Source organism: Serratia sp. Ag1, assembly GCF_000743355.1.
GTDB lineage: Bacteria > Pseudomonadota > Gammaproteobacteria > Enterobacterales > Enterobacteriaceae > Chania.
In genome coordinates, this window is the sequence record NZ_JQEI01000033.1 from 43,397 (window position 1) to 62,327 (window position 18,931).

General features: G+C 52.6%; 17 protein-coding genes. 1 reads left to right on the top strand and 16 read right to left on the bottom strand.

Annotation, left to right across the window (positions count from 1 at the left end; genetic code table 11):
- Window positions 1-531 precede the first annotated feature (531 nt).
- The 16 genes from phnE (IV04_RS19290) to IV04_RS19365 all read right to left on the bottom strand — a co-directional run bounded on the left by phnE (IV04_RS19290) (window position 532) and on the right by IV04_RS19365 (window position 16,964).
- Window positions 532-1,440, bottom strand: a complete 909-nt coding sequence (gene phnE / locus IV04_RS19290; protein ID WP_037396886.1) for a phosphonate ABC transporter, permease protein PhnE — start codon at window positions 1,438-1,440, stop codon at window positions 532-534.
- A complete protein-coding gene (phnE, locus tag IV04_RS19295; protein WP_037396883.1) occupies window positions 1,440-2,303 on the bottom strand; it encodes a phosphonate ABC transporter, permease protein PhnE in 864 nt (287 codons plus the stop codon). Before phnE (IV04_RS19295) ends, phnE (IV04_RS19290) begins: the two co-directional genes overlap by 1 nt.
- Window positions 2,304-2,375: 72 nt before the next feature.
- Window positions 2,376-3,308: a phosphonate ABC transporter substrate-binding protein gene (phnD, locus tag IV04_RS19300; protein ID WP_037396881.1), complete on the bottom strand. Its 933-nt coding sequence runs from the start codon at window positions 3,306-3,308 to the stop codon at window positions 2,376-2,378.
- 49 nt (window positions 3,309-3,357) lie between these two features.
- Window positions 3,358-4,191: a phosphonate ABC transporter ATP-binding protein gene (gene phnC, locus IV04_RS19305; protein ID WP_037396878.1), complete on the bottom strand. Its 834-nt coding sequence runs from the start codon at window positions 4,189-4,191 to the stop codon at window positions 3,358-3,360.
- A gap of 100 nt (window positions 4,192-4,291) precedes the next feature.
- The gene (gene phnP / locus IV04_RS19310; RefSeq protein ID WP_037396875.1) at window positions 4,292-5,041 is read right to left on the bottom strand and encodes a phosphonate metabolism protein PhnP; all 750 of its coding nucleotides are present in this window, start codon (window positions 5,039-5,041) and stop codon (window positions 4,292-4,294) included.
- 23 nt (window positions 5,042-5,064) lie between these two features.
- Window positions 5,065-5,601 carry a ribose 1,5-bisphosphokinase gene (gene phnN, locus IV04_RS19315; protein WP_037396872.1) on the bottom strand — a complete coding sequence of 179 codons (537 nt, stop codon included), beginning with the start codon at window positions 5,599-5,601 and terminating at the stop codon, window positions 5,065-5,067.
- A complete protein-coding gene (gene phnM, locus IV04_RS19320; RefSeq protein WP_037396870.1) occupies window positions 5,601-6,737 on the bottom strand; it encodes an alpha-D-ribose 1-methylphosphonate 5-triphosphate diphosphatase in 1,137 nt (378 codons plus the stop codon). The genes phnN and phnM overlap by 1 nt, the downstream gene beginning before the upstream one ends.
- A complete protein-coding gene (phnL, locus tag IV04_RS19325; RefSeq protein ID WP_037396867.1) occupies window positions 6,734-7,438 on the bottom strand; it encodes a phosphonate C-P lyase system protein PhnL in 705 nt (234 codons plus the stop codon). Before phnL ends, phnM begins: the two co-directional genes overlap by 4 nt.
- A gap of 13 nt (window positions 7,439-7,451) precedes the next feature.
- Window positions 7,452-8,240 carry a phosphonate C-P lyase system protein PhnK gene (phnK, locus tag IV04_RS19330; RefSeq protein WP_037396865.1) on the bottom strand — a complete coding sequence of 263 codons (789 nt, stop codon included), beginning with the start codon at window positions 8,238-8,240 and terminating at the stop codon, window positions 7,452-7,454.
- A complete protein-coding gene (locus IV04_RS19335) occupies window positions 8,240-9,091 on the bottom strand; it encodes an alpha-D-ribose 1-methylphosphonate 5-phosphate C-P-lyase PhnJ (RefSeq protein ID WP_037396863.1) in 852 nt (283 codons plus the stop codon). Before IV04_RS19335 ends, phnK begins: the two co-directional genes overlap by 1 nt.
- Window positions 9,084-10,151 (bottom strand): carbon-phosphorus lyase complex subunit PhnI, encoded by a 1,068-nt coding sequence (locus IV04_RS19340; protein ID WP_037396859.1) that lies wholly within the window; start codon window positions 10,149-10,151, stop codon window positions 9,084-9,086. Before IV04_RS19340 ends, IV04_RS19335 begins: the two co-directional genes overlap by 8 nt.
- Entirely contained in the window at window positions 10,151-10,732 is a 582-nt protein-coding gene (phnH, locus tag IV04_RS19345; protein WP_037396856.1) for a phosphonate C-P lyase system protein PhnH, read from the bottom strand. The genes IV04_RS19340 and phnH overlap by 1 nt, the downstream gene beginning before the upstream one ends.
- 3 nt (window positions 10,733-10,735) lie before the next feature.
- Complete coding sequence (phnG, locus tag IV04_RS19350) at window positions 10,736-11,179, bottom strand: phosphonate C-P lyase system protein PhnG (protein ID WP_037396853.1); 444 nt, start codon at window positions 11,177-11,179, stop codon at window positions 10,736-10,738.
- Window positions 11,180-11,908 carry a phosphonate metabolism transcriptional regulator PhnF gene (gene phnF, locus IV04_RS19355; RefSeq protein ID WP_037396850.1) on the bottom strand — a complete coding sequence of 243 codons (729 nt, stop codon included), beginning with the start codon at window positions 11,906-11,908 and terminating at the stop codon, window positions 11,180-11,182. It lies immediately after the preceding gene.
- 288 nt (window positions 11,909-12,196) lie between these two features.
- Window positions 12,197-14,392, bottom strand: coding sequence for a phosphocholine-specific phospholipase C (locus IV04_RS19360; RefSeq protein ID WP_037396849.1), 2,196 nt, complete (start codon window positions 14,390-14,392; stop codon window positions 12,197-12,199).
- Between the two features lie 526 nt (window positions 14,393-14,918).
- Complete coding sequence (locus IV04_RS19365; RefSeq protein WP_037396848.1) at window positions 14,919-16,964, bottom strand: bifunctional 2',3'-cyclic-nucleotide 2'-phosphodiesterase/3'-nucleotidase; 2,046 nt, start codon at window positions 16,962-16,964, stop codon at window positions 14,919-14,921.
- A gap of 669 nt (window positions 16,965-17,633) precedes the next feature.
- On the opposite strand from IV04_RS19365, the gene IV04_RS19370 reads away from it, so the two are divergent.
- The gene (locus IV04_RS19370) at window positions 17,634-18,839 is read left to right on the top strand and encodes a tyrosine-type recombinase/integrase (protein ID WP_037396846.1); all 1,206 of its coding nucleotides are present in this window, start codon (window positions 17,634-17,636) and stop codon (window positions 18,837-18,839) included.
- Window positions 18,840-18,931: the final 92 nt, after the last annotated feature.

Consider the following 18,931-nt stretch of genomic DNA (forward strand, 5'->3'; position numbering starts at 1 on the left):
ATTTTTTATTTCAACACCACCAAGAATCCACCTAAAAAATTAAAAAAAACAAATCAAAAACACAATAAAAAACGAAAGTAGATTCAATTTAAATTGAAAAAAAACCTTGATACTGCGATCGGTAAAATTACACAACCAAGATAAAATTAATTTAAATACAACAAGATATAAATAAAAAAACCATAAAAAATAATTACAGGACATGAAAAAAAAACGAAAGTAGAAATGTTGATATTTTGTTAAAAAACAATATTATTCCTACTTTTTTTATAGGCGGGATAAAACAAAAACCACTATTGGGCTTAAGTTTTAATAGATTCTGTTGAGGTTATGTTGAGAAACCAGCCAAGTAATCGATATGGTTGGCCTACGGTGGGGTTCCTTCGTATCAATTAACACCTTAAACGAGGGCATGATGTAGAAGATATTAACCGCTATCTGTATGCACTTTCTATTAGTCACTTAATGTTATAGTACCTTGGGTTATCAATGACTGACTTTCGAACCACATATCTGAACAGCAAAAATCATCTACGGTGAACTGGGGCTCATTGACTGGCCTTTCTGATAAAGAGGAACCTCTTCCCCCAGGATGTATTTGTTGCGCAGGATCGAAGATATCTTGTCCATCATCATCACCACCACGACCAGAATCAGGGTGATAAACATCACCACATCCCAGTTCCACAAGCGCATGTTTTCGGCATAGACCAGGCCGATCCCTCCCGCACCGACAAAACCCAGTACCGCCGCAGAGCGGGTATTGGATTCAAGCTGATACAGGCTCAGCGCCAGAAAGGTAGGGAAAGATTGGGTGAAAATACCATAGCGATGCTTCTGTAAACTGTTGGCGCCAACCGCTGTCAGCCCACGGCTGGGGGATTTCTCTACCGCTTCGTGCCCTTCGGCGTACAGTTTGCCCAGTAAGCCGATGTCCTGCATCAGGATCGCCAACACCCCCGCCAACGGCCCCATTCCCACCGCACGCACAAAAATCAGCCCCCAAATCGCCATGTCGATCCCCCGTAGGATATCGAGCAAACGGCGTACTAGCATGGCGATCGGGCGCAACCAGGGGGATGACATCACGTTACGGGCGGCAAAAAACGAAAGAGGTAAAGCGATCAATGAGGCAGTCAGCGTACCGGCGAACACGATGGCAAGCGTAATAAAGATCTGCTGGAAGTAATACATGAACGGCCAGTTGGCAAAATCGTGCCAGACAAACATCCGGACAAAGTAACGGCCAATCTGTTGGCAACCATGGGTAAACTGTGGCCAGGCAATGCCAAAGCACAGGAAAAAGAACACGTAATACAGCGCGATTGCGGCGGCAATCACACCGACTGTGCGCAAATAGCGGCCCTGACGAGCAAAAATTTCCGCATGCTGCTGTTTGATCCGTTGCAGCTCGGCTGCGGATGATGATTGAACAGGCATCAGTGTTTCCCCTCTACGACGCGTTTACGCAGTTCACCAGACAGATAATCCAACAGGGCTACCACCAGGATAATTAATAGCAGCGTCATACTGACCTGATCGTAACGATCGAGTTTGATATTGGTCATCAGTTCCTGGCCGATGCCGCCCGCCCCAACCAACCCCAGGATGGTGGATTGACGGAAGTTGATCTCCAGACGCATGAAGCTGTAGGACAAAAATACCGGTTTCACCTGTGGCCACAGGCCAAAACGCATACGCTGCAGCGGTGTAGCACCGCAGGCAGACAGGCCGCGCACCGGTTTGCTAGACGCGGTCTCGAGCGACTCATAGAACAGCTTGGTCAGGCTGCCAATGGTGTGCAACGCCAGCGCCATAAAACCGGGGATCGCTCCGATGCCAAACGCCATCACGAACATCACTGCCCAGGCCAGCTCTGGCATGGTGCGTAAAAACGCCACCAGCGTGCGGATAACCAAACGCAGGCTCGTCAGGCTGTGGGTATTTTTTGCCGCCAGAAAGGCCAGCACGCCAGCCACCAAGGCAGAAAACAGGGTAGCAGCGAGCGCCAGTTGCACGGTTTCCCAAATCAGCGGCAACTGGATAGGCAGACGATAGCCCCAGTAAGCCAAGGAGCCTTCGGTCCGGCCATCAGCAAATAATGCATGCCAGTGCAACACCGGAAGGGTTTCTGCCAGATAATCAAAGAAATGAGGAAAGGAAACCCACAGGGTATACAGATTGAATTCGGCAACGCGACCCGCGCCGAGATAGAGTACCGCCAGCCCGAGTGACCAGATCAAGGCTTCACGCTTTTGCCTGCTGCGGATGCGTTGATAATACTGTGCGAAGTCGGTGTTCAAAATTACTTCCCATCATGTTGTGACCGAGTGAATATTCCCCTCCCCAGCAAAAGCGTCGGGGAGGGGAAGTTCTTAACGCTCGCCTTTAGTCAGTTCGCGTTTCATATCAATAATGGTTTGATATTCCGCCAGTTTGACGTCTTCAAGGTGCTGTTTACCGCCCATGGCCTTGATAAAACAGGCATGGTCTTCTTTATCCAGTTTTTTGATAGCTGAAACCAGTTGGCTTTTGAAATCAGCCGGCAGCGCCTGACGCACCAGAACCGGGCCGTTCGGGATTAACGGCGACTGCCAGATGATACGAACCTTCTTCATCAGGTCTGGGTGATCCATACGGATCAAGCGGCCAAAAGCCCCGCTGCTATAGCCGCTGTCGTAATCCCCCACCATTGATGTCCAGGTCACGGCCCCCTCAAATTGGCCGTTCAACACGCCGAGGATGTCTTGCTCATGGCCACCGGAGAAAGTCACACTGGAGAAGAAGTTGTTATATTTGTCGTCCGCTGAACCACCGAACTGCTTTTTGAAGACCTGGTTGGGTACCAGGAAACCCGACGTGGAATCTGGTTCAGCAAAACCGAAGGATTTGCCTTTCAGATCTTCCAGCTTTTTGTAAGGGCTATCGGCTTTGACCAGCACCACCGAGTGATAACCTTTAGACTGATCGACATCATCCACACCGATCCCGACCAGTTCGACCGCCTGGGGATCCTTGATATACACCGAGGCAAATGAAGAGGGTGACATGCCGAATACCAGATCGATCTTGCCACCCAGTAACCCCTGGATCACACCGGCATAATCAGAAGAGTTGCGCAGTTTGGTATCCACGTTTAACTCTTTGTCGAGAAACTGCTTCACACATTGGTTGTCACCAATCTGCTGAGTGGCGTTTTGCCCCCCCATAATCCCCAAATTCAATTCCTTGGGTGCTCCCGCCGCCCCTGCATTAAATGCCATCATGGTGCCAGCCATAATGCTGGTCAGAATGAATAATTTTTTCATTGCGCTTGCCCTGTGTGAAAAGATAAAGGTGAAGAAAAAACTCGGGTGATTAATGGATCTGGTTGGCTTCTTCGCCATACAGTTGGTGCAAAATCCGCTCATTAAGCAGCGATGGGTGGCCGTCGAAAATAATTTTCCCCTGGGCAATACCAATGACCCGCGTGCAATATTCCTTCACCAGTTCGACCGAATGCAGGTTAACCATCACCGCGATATCGTCCTCACTGATTTTTTGCAGCGCATCCATAATGCGCCGGGTGTTTTTCGGATCGAGTGACGCCACCGGCTCGTCGGCCAGCAGGATTTTCGGGTTTTGCATCAGCGCCCGGCAAATCGCCACACGCTGCATCTGGCCGCCGGATAGATTCTCGGCACGCTGTAGGGCATGCGGCAGCATATTCAGCCATTGCAGCAGTTCGATCGCCCGCGCACGGTCTGCGTCGTCGAACACTTTAAAGAAGGATTTCAGGGTCGATGTGTGGCTGAGGCGGCCAAGCAGAACATTGGTGATCACATCCAGGCGCGGCACCAGGCAGAAATCCTGAAATATCATCCCGCAACGGGCACGCCACTGGTGCATCTGGCGAGGGGTGAACTGTGCGATATCCTGAGTCGCACCGCTGTCGTCAAAGTGCAGCATCTCGCCGCTACTGACCGGAATAGTGCCATTCAGCGTATGCAACAGGGTGGATTTACCCGCTCCTGAGCGGCCAATGACCGCCACCAACTCCCCGGCATGCAGATCAAAATTGATGTCATCCAACACGCGCTGCTGAGAGGAATAAGCCTTGGCTAATCCTTTGATGGATAACACTTTGCGTAAAGGAAACAGTTGTTGTTCTGGATAATCGCTTTGTGCCAGTTTTAACAGTGCCTGAACCATGTGATATCTCTAATTTTAACGGTGAATCAGAATGTGCTCCTATTAACGGCTACTTTCATGACATCGAGGTGATGGTTTTATGAACAGAAGATGATGTTAATCAGAGTTCGATACCCAGATTGTCAAACGCCAGTTCCATACCCTGCGGCAGTGCATTTCTCATCAACCACAGATCCAGCTTATGGCTGATATGCGTCAGCAGCATGCGGCACGGCTGCACACGTTGCTGGATCTCCTGCGCACGGGTCAGATCGTTATGGTTGCGCGGCGTTTGCGGCTGTGGCGGCAGGCTGCAATCCAACACCAGCAAATCGAGTTTAACCTGCTGTAAATAGCGTGCGGTTTCTGGCGGCAGGCCAACCGTGTCGGTCAGGTAGGCAAGCGTTTTTCCACGCGCTTGAATCAGATATCCCTGCGTGAGCTTGGAGTGAATCAACGGCAGTGGCGTGATGCGCAACCCACCTAATTCGATGGTCTCAAACAGCAGCAGCGACGGTTGAAACGCCAGAATCCCCGGATGCTTGAACAGATCGTCACAGCCCTGCTCGTCAGCCGGGCCGTAAACCGGAATAGTTTCGCCACAGCCCCAACGCAAAGGGAATAATCCCTGCACGTGATCCATATGGTAATGCGTCAGCAAAAAGCGTTGGATCTCCCCTGCCGCAAAGCGCCGCTCCAGTGAGCTTAGCCCCGCATCAATCAGGGTCGTTTCCCCCTGATAGCGCAACATGGCGCTGCAGGAGCGCCGCCGGAAAACCGGCGTGCTGCGTGCCCGTTGGCAAGCCAGGCAGTCGCAGCCAAACACCGGCACCTGCTGGGCACCGCCAGTACCAAGAAAGGTCAGTTGCATTAATATCCCCTCTAAAGCAAAGCTCACAGATATTCCGCCAGCAGCACCTCAAGGGTCTGCCCAAGATCGCCGTTGTTATCCAGCAGACGGCAACCCGCCGGTAAGCTCTGCTGATAGTCAGCCGCACGCGCCAAACGCTGTTCGATCTGGGCAGCATTCTCGCGCCCGCGCTGTTCCAACCGTTGGCGCAGCACGGTGGGTGAAACCTGCAAACAGATCGGCAATAGTCTGGTGCCATAGCGGCTGAGCGCCTGCGGCAGGTGTGCCCGCGAACCATTCACCACCACGTCGTTCCCTTGCAGCAACCACAGATCAATCTCAATGCCCAAGGCGTAATGATATTGATGCGCCTGCCAGTCGAGGGCAAACAGCTTTCTGGCTCGGCGACGCAGGAACTCCGCTTCGCTGAGCGCAATATGGTTCTCGCAACCCAACTCTGCCGGGCGGGTAATATAGCGGTGGGCCACCAGCAACCCAGCGCGGGTATCGGTTTTTAGCCGTTCGAGCAGGCTATCCTTGCCAGAACCCGAGGGGCCCATCAGATAAATAAGCTGGGCCATCAGAACACCTGCTTGCCCTGCCGCCAGACGTTTTGCACATAGATATGCTCCGCGTGTGGCCGCGCCAGTACCAGATCCGCCCGTAACCCTTCGGCGATCAGACCGCGATCCTGCAGGCCCAGCGCCCGTGCCGGGTTGCGGGTAATGCGTTGCACCGCCTGTGGCAGGTTGAGGCTATTGCGCTCGTCGGCGCTAAGGCGGAATGCCGCATCCAGCAGGCTGGCTGGATAATAATCGGAAGAGAGAATATCCAGCACGCCAAGCGCGGCCAGATGATGAGCCGCCACATTGCCGGAATGGGAACCCCCGCGCACGATATTCGGCGCGCCCATCAGCACCTGTAACCCCTGCTGGTGTGACGCTTGGGCGGCGGCTTCGGTCGTCGGGAATTCGGCAATAACGCTGCCCAGCGCCCGAGATTCAGCCACATGCTCGGCGGTGGCGTCGTCATGGCTGGCAAGCGCGATACGGCGCGCCCGGCAGTGTGCGGCGATCGCCTCCCGGTTGGGCGTAGACCAACGTTCAGAAAGCTGAATCTGCTCATGTTCAAACTCGCTCATCTGCTGGTCACTCAGATGATATTTGCCCTGATAATATTCACGGTATTTTTCGCGTGAGGCGAACTGACGCTGGCCCGGCGAGTGATCCATCAGCGAAACCAGAGACACGCCCGGCCGGTCCATCAACTGTTCGAACAGCGACAGAGTATTGGCATTGGGCAGTTCACAGCGCAGGTGCAACCGATGTTCGGCACGGTTCACTCCGGCCTGCTGGCTGCGGATCACCGCATCAATCATTTTCTGCAGGTTTTCCAGCCGGTGGCCGCCGTCGCGCACGTCGCCGATTGCCACCGCATCCAGCACCGTGGTAATGCCGCTGGCGACCATCAGTGCGTCATGGCTGCTCATCGCCGAATGTGCAGGCCAGTCGACATTCGGGCGCGGGGTGAAGAATTTGTCCAGGTTGTCGGTGTGCAGCTCAATCAGCCCCGGCAGCAACCAGCCGCCTTGACCATCCAGCGCCTGTGGTAGTTGGCTTGGAGTATCGGCAAAGCTGCGGATCAAACCGTCGCGTATTTCCAGTGAGCCTGCGACGATCTGCTCTTCCAGTACCAGTTTGACATTATTGATAATCATGGCGTCTCCAGCACTTGCGGTGCCTGCATATCGTGTAACCGGTCGGCCACCTGTTGGCGGACGCCCTCATCATGGAAAATACCGACAATGGCCGCACCGCGCTGTTTGGCCTGTTCGATCAGCCCCACCACCGCTGCACTGTTGCGGCTGTCGAGGGAGGCCGTTGGTTCGTCCAGCAGCAGGATCGGGTAATCCTTGATAAACCCACGGGCGATATTGACGCGCTGCTGTTCACCGCCGGAAAACGTTGAGGGAGCCAATGGCCACAGGCGCTGCGGCACGTTGAGCTGGCTGAGCAAGGCTTCGGCACGTTCACGGCATTCTGCACGGCTGACGCCAGACTCCAGCAGCGGTTGCATCACCACTTCCAACGCGCTGATGCGCGGGATCACCCGCAGAAACTGGCTGACCCAGCCAATGGTATGGCGGCGCACCGCCAGGATTTGCCGTGCTTCGGCCTGTACCAGTTCCAGCCATTGATTTTGATGCTCCACCCAGATCTGGCCGCTGTCCGGCTGATAGTTGGCATACAGCGAGCGCAGCAGCGTGGATTTTCCGCTGCCGGAATGACCATGCAGCACCACGCATTCGCCGCTGCGAGCGATCAGATTGGCATCATGCAGTACCGGCAGACGGGTGCCATGTTGCTGGTGCAGGATAAAAGTTTTACTGAGGTGTTCCACCCGGATTTTAATCGTCATTATGTCACCTGTGTTACGACAGCACCGAAGAGACCAGCAATTGAGTGTATGGATGGTGCGGATCGTCCAGCACCCGATCGGTCAGGCCGCTTTCCACCACTTCCCCCTGTTTCATCACCAGCAGCCGATGAGCCAGCAGGCGGGCTACGCCGAGATCGTGGGTGACGATTACCGCCGCCAACTGCATTTCCACCACCAGATTGCGCAGCAGATCCAACAGACGTGCCTGTACGGAAACATCCAGCCCGCCAGTGGGTTCATCCATAAACACCAGCTTAGGGTGCGTCACCAGATTGCGGGCGATCTGTAAACGCTGCTGCATACCGCCGGAAAAGGTGGTGGGCAGATCGTCGATACGCGCAACCGGGATTTCCACGTCCTCCAGCCATTGGCTGGCCCGCTGACGGATCTCGCCGTAATGCCGTTGGCCGATCGCCATCAGGCGTTCACCAATGTTGCCACCAGCAGATACCTGCGGGCGCAGGCCGTCGAGCGGATGCTGGTGCACCACGCCCCACTCGGTGCGCAGCAAACGGCGGCGATCGCTTTCTGCCATGGCATACAGATCCTGTTGCTGGCCGTTTTGCGGGCGGTAAAGGATCTGCCCCTGCTGCGGGGCCAGGCGGGCAGAAATCGACTTTAGTAGCGTGGTTTTACCCGAGCCGGACTCGCCGACGATACCCAATACTTCACCGGGGTAGATATCAAACGATACGTTGCTGAAACCTTTGCCCGGCGCATACAGATGGGTGAGATGGTTGACCGCCAGCAGCGGCGTGGAACTCAACGGAACGGGAATCATCAGTGCGGCACCTTTTGATCTAATTGTTGCTGGCAGAAGTCGGTGTCTGAGCAAACGAACATGCGGCTGCCACGATCGTCGAGTACCACTTCATCCAGATAGCTCTGGTGCGAACCGCACAGGGCACAAGGCTGATCCCACTGCTGCACGCTGAACGGGTGATCGTCAAAGTCCAGGCTTTCCACCTTGGTGAACGGCGGCAAAGCGTAGATGCGCTTTTCACGCCCGGCACCAAACAGTTGTAACGCAGGCATCATGTGCATCTTCGGGTTATCGAATTTCGGGATCGGCGAAGGGTCCATCACATAACGATCATTGACCTTCACCGGGTAGGCATAAGTGGTGGCGATATGGCCATAGCGGGCAATATCCTCATACAGCTTCACCTGCATCACGCCGTACTCCTCCAGCGCGTGCATTTTGCGCGTTTCGGTTTCACGCGGTTCGATAAAGCGTAACGGTTCCGGGATCGGCACCTGATAAATCAGGATCTGATCCGCCTGTAACGCGCTTTCCGGGATGCGATGGCGGGTCTGGATCAGCGTGGCCTCCGGCGTGCGTTCGGTAGTGGCTACCCCGGCAACCCGTTGGAAAAAGCGGCGGATCGACACGGCATTAGTGGTATCGTCAGCCCCCTGATCGATCACCTTCAGCACGTCGGCACGGCCAATTATGCTGGCGGTGATCTGAATACCGCCAGTGCCCCAGCCGTAAGGCATCGGCATCTCGCGACCACCGAACGGCACCTGATAACCTGGGATTGCCACCGCTTTCAAAATGGCGCGGCGGATCATGCGTTTGGTCTGCTCATCCAGATAACCGAGGTTGTAGCCGGTCAATACGTCATTCATCACGTGCCTCCTGTTGCAAGCGTTTGAGCAGTTCCAGCTCAGCCTGGAAATCAACGTAGTGCGGCAATTTGAGGTGGGATACAAAACCGGCGGCCTCCACGTTATCGGCATGAGACAGCACAAATTCCTCGTCCTGCGCTGGGCTGGTGACGCTTTCGCCGTATTCAGCGGTTTGCAGGGCACGATCCACCATCGCCATCGCCATGGCTTTACGCTCTGAACGGCCAAACACCAGCCCGTAACCCCGGGTGAAATGCGGTAACTGACCGGGGGGATCGACAAAGCCGTTCACCGTTTCGCATTCGGTCAGCAGGATTTCGCCAATGTCTATCGCGAAACCAAGCTCCTCTGGCACAATTTCAACCGTCACCGAACCGCTGCGGATCTCCCCGGCAAACGGGTGGTTGCGGCCATAACCGCGCTGGGTGGAGTAGCTTAATGCCAGCAGGAAGCCTTCATCACCGCGTACCAACTGCTGTAGCCGAGCCGACCGTGAACAGGGATAGACCGGCGGATTGCGGGTGATGTCGTCTGGCACGCGGCCATCGTCCTGCTCGGCCAGTGCCAACTGTTGCTGACAGAGCAAGTCAAACACGTGGGAGCAACTTTCCGGCAGCGGTTCGTCACCCTGCGGTGCCACTGGCGTTGCCCCTTCCGCCAGCAGCGCAAAATCCAGCAGCCGGTGGGTATAGTCGTATGTCGGGCCAAGCACCTGACCGCCGGGCAATTCTTTGTAAACCGCCGAAATGCGCCGCTCCAACCGCATATTGGCAGTCAGCAACGGTTCACTCACCGCCAGGCGCGGCAAAGTGGTGCGATAGGCTCGCAGCAGAAAGATGGCTTCTACCAGATCGCCACTGGCCTGTTTGATCGCCAACGCTGCCAACTCGCGATCGTAGATACCGCCCTCGGTCATCACCCGATCCACCGCCAACCCAAGCTGCTGGCCGAGCTGTTCTGCGCTGAGCTCGGGTACGCTTTCATCGCCACGCCGCAGGTGTTCTTGCAATTGATGGGCTGCCTCAATGGCTTTTTCGCCCCCTTTTACCGCAACGTACATCAGCACTCCTCCACGTGGGTGGTTCGCGGCAGTGCCATCAGGCATGCACCGCAGGTCAGGACGATATCCAGGCCCAGCGGGAACCGCTGTGGCCGTTCGAGCAGATAATCCCGCAGCGCGCTGGGCAACTGGGGTGAGATTTCCCGTTGTTTTTCAATGCCGGGGCCCGTCAGCCGCAGCGCCGGGCCGCCCTCCAGGGTGTTCAGTTGCACCAGCAGGGTGGCGCCAAGCTCTGGCGAAATTTCACTGCCATGCGGTAATGCCTGCAAATCAGCAGCCTGCAGATGCTCATCGAACAGCGCCAGACCAATCTCGCCGTGCTTGGCAGCAAGCGGCGCTCCGGTATGAAAGCGAATATTGGTCAGCACTTGTTGATTGTTTAACCCTGCGGAGAGATGAAGCGGGGTTTCCCGATCGGCCAGCGTCAGCAAGACGGCGGTGCTGGCGGCGTTCAACGTGCTCCATGCTGGGCCCCCCGGCAACGTCACCTGTTGCCCCGGTTCACTTAAGGCTTTTAAAATCAGGCGGAAAACCTGTTGAGATTGCTCAATCGGTTGGTCAAATCCAGCCAATAACGTCATGGTTTACTCCCCTCGTACCAGCGTGAAGAAATCCACTCGGCTGGCAGCAACAGAACGGGCACGCTGTTGGCGCTGCTCCTGCTGCAGTGCCGCCAAGGGTTCAATCAACCGCTGTTGCAACAGTTCATGGCTGCCGGGCTGTTGCAGCAGGGCATCAATCAGCGCACACAGTTCGGCATGGGCTTTGTCTCGCCCGCTGATATAGCTGTAACCCTGGCCACCGTTCTCCAACTGCACCACTGCGCGGGTGACGGTCATATCCCCCAGCACAAAACGGCGGCCCGTGGCCCCCATCCGCCCCTGCAACTGGGCCAGACCGATCTCCGGTGCGCGCAAGCTGTGGTAACTCGGGCTGAGGTTCAGCGCCTGCCAGTGGCTGCGCAACTGAGCTGGCTGGCTATGCGCCAACACCGACATCCAGCGTTGTCTCTGCTGTAAAGCTTGCATTCAGTGCTCCATTGTCAGTTCGATCATGTCGGCACGCGCCAGGCTGACGGAATATTCCGCCACCCGCTCGCTACCGGTACAGGTGTTCAGGGTGCGCACGCACAGCAAAGGGGCATGGGTGGCGATCTCCAGCAGGCGGCTCTCTTTAGCCTGAGCACGACGCGCGTTGATGCGAGTCTGATGGCGAGTCAGCGGCTGATGGATATGTTGCTGGATAAACTGATGCAGTGAACCACTGTGGAACTGTTGCAATGCGGGCCACCAGTCAAGATCGGGCAGATAGTGGTCGATCACACTGATCGGGATCCCGTTCACACGGCGCAAAGTGCGCAGGTGGATGATGGTCTCCCCTTCTTGGCGCGAAAGTGCGCTGGCAATATGCCCGTTGCACGGGCGCAGTACCGCAAGCAAACGTTCACTGGTGGGGTGGCTGCCCTGCTCCAGCAAATTCTGGCTGAAACGGGCATTGGCATGCAGCGGATAATTAAAGGGACGCATCAGCACCAGAATGCCGATACCGTGGCGGCGCTGTAGCCAGCCACGATCGACCAGTTGATCTACTGCACGGCGCAGCGTGTGGCGATTGACCTGATAACGTTCGGCAAGCTGTTGTTCAGAGGGCAGATAATCGCCACAACGGTATTGGTTACCCAGTTCCTGTTCCAACTGGGCGGCAATCTGCTGATAGCGTGTCGGGTAACTGGTCGGATGTCTAGATAAGTGTGTCATAGAAAAAACTCCGACACGTTACCTGGTTGGTGGGATATGCAGACAGCGATGGTATTCATAATCGGCGCTCCATAACAAAAGTTAGCGTTATGTTGCCGCTTGCTGATGACAATCGCGTTACGTCGGGATGGCGAATTGATGAACAATGTGGGGGGATGGCTGCAAGCTGTTCGATTAAAAAACCGTGCGCTATACCCCAGATAATTCGAGCTGCTGTTCAAAAACGCAATGCGCTTTTGAACAGCACTGACGCAGGTTCACCGGAATAAGATTCAGATGGGCAATGCCCTATAACATGCCCATGGCTGGATCGGTGATGGTATGCTTGCCGGTCTCAATGCGGCCAGCAAAACGCCGGTAGTAAACCGGTAACTCCTGGCACGTCACCTCAAAGTCATACCAGTTACCGCTCTCACTCAGATCCCAGGTCTGTTCTTGCTGTGCACCCGCGGCCACGCTAATCACCCAAGGCCCATCGCCAAGATATGCTTTTGCCGCAACATTAAAGACACAGGGCCGATCGCTGTTGTTCATCAAGGTGACCATCACCTTGCCATAAGTGATGTCATAACAGACTCGTATTTCCGGCTCCGCAGCACTGCTACCCTGAGTTAATTCCCCAGCAAAAGCACGATGATAGCCATTCGGGCCAAGTACCCACAAATCATAAAGCCCTGCATCGGCGGTATCGAGTACCCAAATATCATCTAATTGCTTACCCGCCTCAACGACGTAACGGCGTGGTATACGCTCCAGATGCAGCTTATCGTATACATGAAATACCGCCGCCTGGTTGCCCGTATTGGCAAAGATCAGGCTCACTATCTGAGCCTGCGCATCCGTACGGGCACTGGTATGCAGTTCATAAGGCAATGCGCGTGAAGGTTTTATCCCCACTTGCTGAGTCGGTAAGCCCTGCTCTGACGGGACCGGGATCTTTAGCAGGGTCTCCTGCATTTGCCGCAGTCTGTCCGCGTACTCTTTGGTACTACGCCCCGCCAGCGTAGGCAATGGTTCAACATTAGGATTGGCAAAGTTAAACGCACTGGTTAAGTCGCCAAATACGGCACGCCGGAAGGGGCTGATATTCTCTTCTGCCACACCAAATCGCGCTTCCAGAAAGCGTAGTACCGACGTGTGGTCAAACTGTTGTGAATTAACCCAACCGCCACGGCTCCAAGGGGAAATGACATACATCGGCACACGTGGGCCAGGGCCATAACAATCTTTGTCCTGAGGGGGCATTCTGGTGCCATCAACTACCGGGTGCGTGTAATACTCATACGATAACTGCTCATCGCTGAGTGTCGATTTGCCGACAGGTTGATCATTCTCGTCCAATGAAGGGGCGCACGGGGGCGGCATATGGTCAAAAAAGCCATCATTTTCGTCGAAGTTGACAAATAATACCGTCTTACTCCAGACCTCTGGATCCGCAGTTAATGCATCCAGAATTTCTTGCGTGTACCAAGCCCCCTGTACCGGGCTGGAAGGACCGGGGTGTTCAGAATAGGCAGCAGGCGCAATAATCCAACTCACCTGCGGTAAGTTACCTGCCAGGACGTCCGCTTTAAAACTGGCCAGAAAACCGCCGTCGGGCATGGTATTGGCCACACCTTTGTACAACCCATTACTATCAACCGCCGGGTCATAAGCCGGGTTATCATCAAAATCCAGGTCGTTATAGACAGGTTTGCCCGAAAGAAGATTTGCCTCGCGATATTGACGGAATCCCGCCAGTGGGTTGTCGGTATAATTATCAGGCAGGTTCTGATAAACCTTCCAGGTCACGCCGTGAGCTTCCAGGCGTTCAGGGTAAGTTGTCCAGTCGTAGGCATAATTCAGATCGGTATCCGTGTTGAATTCATCAAACACGTTGTTAACCACCACCTTACCTGTGGAAGTGGTGGCGCCGTTGGTCCCTGTCATATGGAATAAACGGTTGCTATTCGTTCCGCCATGCAGCGAACAATAATAGGCATCACAAATGGTAAACGCATTTGCCATGGCAAACTGGAACTGTAATTCCTGTTCAGCAAAATAGGACATGGATTGAGGCTGTTTGTATTGCGGCCAATTCGTCATGCGGCCTTTATCCCAGGCATTTCTGGCATCAACCCAAGAATGCGGCGTGCCTGCAACACGTTGTGCATTACCCTGACGTTGATCGAGTCGATAAGGCAAGATGACATTCCCATTGCCATCACCCTGTTGCCAAACGCTGAAATCATTCGGTAATGGAATGGTAAAGCGATCGCCGAAACCACGCACACCAGGAAAAGTACCAAAATAATTATCAAAAGAGCGGTTTTCCTGCATAAATATGACAACGTGTTCGACGTCATGAATAGTGCCGGTTTTATTGTTTGCCGCAATCGCCAGTGCTTTCTGAATGCTGGGGGGGAACATCTGTATTGCAGTCATCGCAGCAACCGTGCTTAATGATCCTTTTAAAAATTTGCGCTTACTTTTATCGATGCTCATAGCCGATCCCTTTGTTTTGATATGCGCTCAAAAACTCCATTCATATCTACCCAAAATAATTCGAGTTGCTGGTAGTGGCCACGAAGTACGAGTCACTCAGCCAACACTCAAACAATTTTAAGTATGACGGGTATAAACCCAGAGCACATATATCTCAAGATATTTGAATGACTTGATTATGGTGCGCAGCGCACGACGCCTGGCTTTTCTTGTTTATCATCCGTTGATTCTGTCGATAAATTTGATGAGCCTGATGATATACTTGAATTGGCTGGCAGCCTTTGAGTCGTTGAAGAATCACACGCGGATAAAAATGCCACACCCAATATAACCATCAATAAATAAAATAGCTTTTTAACCCAAGCTAACTGGCGATAAGTATTAACATACATATTTTACTCTCCCTATTGATGACGTTTCCTGTTACTCATTTTTCTATACCCGTCATACGTCAAGTTGCTTGAGTGTTAGCTGAGTGACTCATACTGCAAGCAACTCGAATTATTTAGGGTATATACAAAAATAATTACTTGGATAAATCGATCTGGTATAGGCTCATACCATTACCGTCATCCGCTCTGTATAGGCTGATATTCATTAAACCGATGCTCTGTGCATAGGCCAATTTCTCTGCGGCAGAACGGAAAATAACCGGGCCAGCCGTGGTCACTGGAGCAAAACGCCAGCTGCGTGCGCTGCCGTCCTGCTCACGTGTCAAGACTGACCGATTTTTGATGTAATTTATCAGTACATCGCGATTATTATCCGGTGAGGCATAGATAATCCGATCCGCTGTTAGCCCTGGGAAACCACCGCCACCGGTTGCCCGATAATTGTTGGTGGCAATAATAAATTGCTGGCTATCGTCTATCGGTTGCCCTTTATAAGTAAGGTCAACAATTCGTTTGCCGACAGGTTGCGTGATATCAATCTGATATTTCAAATCACTGGAGGTAAACATATCAAAGTTGAAACTGGGAAATGAGCTAGTCAAGTTTTGCGCCACTTCAGACGCAGGATCAATCTGATTAAAGCGCCCCGCTGCTTTTTCCAGCCAACCTTTGACAATATCCCCCGTGACCAGTACCGCATAGACCGTATTCGGATACAGATAAAGATCGGCGGCGTTATAAATAGAGAGAGCCCCTGCTTCAACTACCGTAAAATCACCTGCGCCAGAAAAGCCCCCCTTAAATGGCGCACTGACGGAGAGAACCGGAATATCATGATATTGGGGGAAATTAAGATCGACATAGGTCCTGACATAGTCTGCCTGAGCTGCATTGACAATCTGAATGGCAGAAACGTCGCCAACATCAGCAAAATAGGTGGTCATATCAAAATCACTGCGTCCAATCGGTGTTTTGACGTAATCAATCACTTCTTCGTGAACGGCCTGAATCGTTGGTAAAATTGACGGATCGGCAGCCACATAGGTTTTTGTATCGGCATCTAATAGCGTTTTTTCCAATTCAACACGGGTGTTTTCCTTGCTCACGCTCCAACCGGATTGATCGTGCTGTAGAGTCAAATGAATTAACCCGATAGCCTTCCCCCAATAGCTGGCCATGACTGCCGGAACACCATTGATAAAACCACTTTTACTATCAACACCTGGTGCATTGCAGGCGCTGCTATTACAGAATGCCAGCGGGAATTCATTGTGGGAGTGCCCCATAATGATCGCATCTATCCCGGGAACTTTCGCCAGATAATAGTTGGCGTTTTCCATCTCTGCTGAGTAAGCATCGGCGCTATAGCCACCGTGGGACAGTGCGATAACCAGATCGGCACCTTCTGCCTTGGCCATAGGAACATATTTTTCAGCAGCTTCGACAACACCGCTGACGCCGATCTGCCCATCCAGCCAGCGCTTATCCCAATTCATAATAGGCGGCGGCGTGAAACCAATCACGGCGATCTTGATAGACGCCTGACTTTCCTGGCCTTGTGCGTCATAGATTTTCAGGTTTTTATTCAGAATGACATAGGGTTTATAAAGTGGCTTGCCGTCCTTTTGGCTCCAGACATTGGATGAGACCAGCGGAAAGTTGGGGCCAACACACTTTTTTTGTTCACTCACTGCAGGCAGCGCCGCGATATTGAACGTTGCACCAGTCACCTGAGCCAGATAAGGCAAACCGTAATTGAATTCATGGTTACCCAAACTCCCAGCATCATAGCCTATTTCATCCATCGCTTGGTAAATGGCCAACTTTTCATCACAGCTAACAGGGTTAACCTGCGCCTGATAGTCTGCCAGGGCCGTGCCTTGAATGGTGTCACCATTATCAACCAGCAGAACATTACTGTATTTGCTTTTAGCTTCCCGCAGCAGCGTGGCCGTTCGCTCAAACCCGAAGCTATTATCCTCGCTAAGCTTGAAATAATCATAACTCAGGACGCTGGCATGAAGATCGGTAGTCGAAACCAGCGTCAGTTCGCTGGTGCCGATGACCGGAGCGACAGCAGTATCTGCTCGATCGCTGCTTGAATCACAGGCCTCTAACGCCAATACCACAATGGATAGAAGAGACAGCGAAATAATATTTTTCTTAGCACCGGCTAACATAAGCTCTCCAGAAAATAGGGGTATCTTTTGCACACTGATTGATACCATAGAAAACATCGGTCCATGATTAAATATAAAAAATCAGAGTATAAAGCGTCTATTACATCGGGATTTCAGTTTAATGAATAATGCAATAATGACGGGTGAAACTATCTACTCTAACCGAGTCAGCAATGCCGTCATTATGCTTTAAATATACTCCTGACGACTCTCAGAATAGCAGCTTACATGCAACGCACATTAAATTCAGAATGTACCGATATCCAGCAGCAACCTTTCAGCCAAGCCAACCTTTCTGCTTCAGAGCAATTGAACATGCTTGGGGCTTTGATGATTTCTGTAAGCTAAAAATGTAGGATTAGAGATAAAGGGATCTTCTGCGGGAGTAATAACGTGAGCCACGTTTGGTGAGATGAATACGCATTAAGGCAGTTGCGTTTAGCAATGGGAATTTTTTGGGGAGATAAGCGTAGGAAACAACTAGCAGGAAGAAATGGCGGAGGAGCAGTCCGCCTATCAACAACACAACCCAACGTAATTCATCTTAAAAGATAAATATAAAACAATAAGTTAAAAACAAACCCACTTAAAGCCGCACAACCACACCTAACCAAAATCAACCATCGATGGCATACTCGATGGCATACTGACATCTCAAGGATTTTACAGATGGCACTCCTCACCGATACCAAAGCCCGGAATATTAAACCGGGCGATAAACCCTTGCCGCACGGTGGCATCACCGGCCTGACGTTGCACCCCTCAAACAGCAAAGGCCATGGTAAATGGGTTCTACGCTACGTTAGTCCAACAACTAAAAAGCGCCGGAATGCTGGATTAGGCAGCTATCCCGAAATCAGCATCGCCGAAGCAGGCAAACAAGCACATGCTATGCGCGATCAGCTCTCCAATGGGGTCGATCCGCTGGAATTCAAAAAGGTTGTTGCAGCAGACAAACCCGTGATCCCGACATTTACTGATGCCTCGCGTCAGGTTCACATGGATTTATTACCTGGCTGGAAAAACGATAAACACGGGAAGCAATGGATAGCCACACTGGAGCAATACGCCTTCCCTTCCATCGGCTCATTACCACTGGACACAATTACACCTGCACATATGGCAGAGGTTTTACGCCCGATTTGGTTGTCGATCCCAGAAACAGCAAGTCGCGTGAAACAGCGCTTACACGCTGTAATGGCCTGGGGATGGGCGCACGGCCATTGTGTGGCAAACCCTGTCGATGTTGTCACCCATCTGTTGCCCCAGCAGCCTAGCAAAGCTATTCGGACAGAGCACCAACCTGCAATGCCTTGGCGAGATATCCCAAATTTTGTCGCTGTACATCTGCGCAATGCCAGACGTTGCGATTTAACCCGTTCGCTATTAGAGTTGCTGATCCTAACAGCTTGCCGCTCGGGTGAAGCCAGGGGGATTCAGTGGTCTGAAATTGACTTCAAAGCTGCTATATGGACTATCCCTGCCGAACGCATGAAAGCAGGCATCATTCACCGGGTTCCATTGGTACCAAGGGCTGTTGAACTCCTAGAGGGTATGAAAGGGTTGCATGACGAATTGGTGTTCCCCTCATCCCGTAACCAATCGTTACTGTCAGATATGGTATTAACTTCATTCTTGCGCCGTGTCGAAGCACCAAGTGATACACCAGGGCGCGTAGCAACAGCCCACGGTTTTCGCTCTAGCTTCCGAGACTGGTGCAGTGAGCAAGGTTACCCTCGGGATTTGGCAGAACGAGCATTAGCGCATACGGTAAAAAATAAGGTTGAAGCTGCATATCACCGTACTGATTTATTGGAACAACGTCGGCCAATGATGGAAGCTTGGGCTGATTTTGTGCTAGGTGCGCTTCACTGAAGGTTTAAATAAGCTAACAACGCCAGCATTAACCGCTGGCGTTGTTAGCTTGAGTCAATTCACACATTTTTTTGTTTTTTCCACAAGTGGTA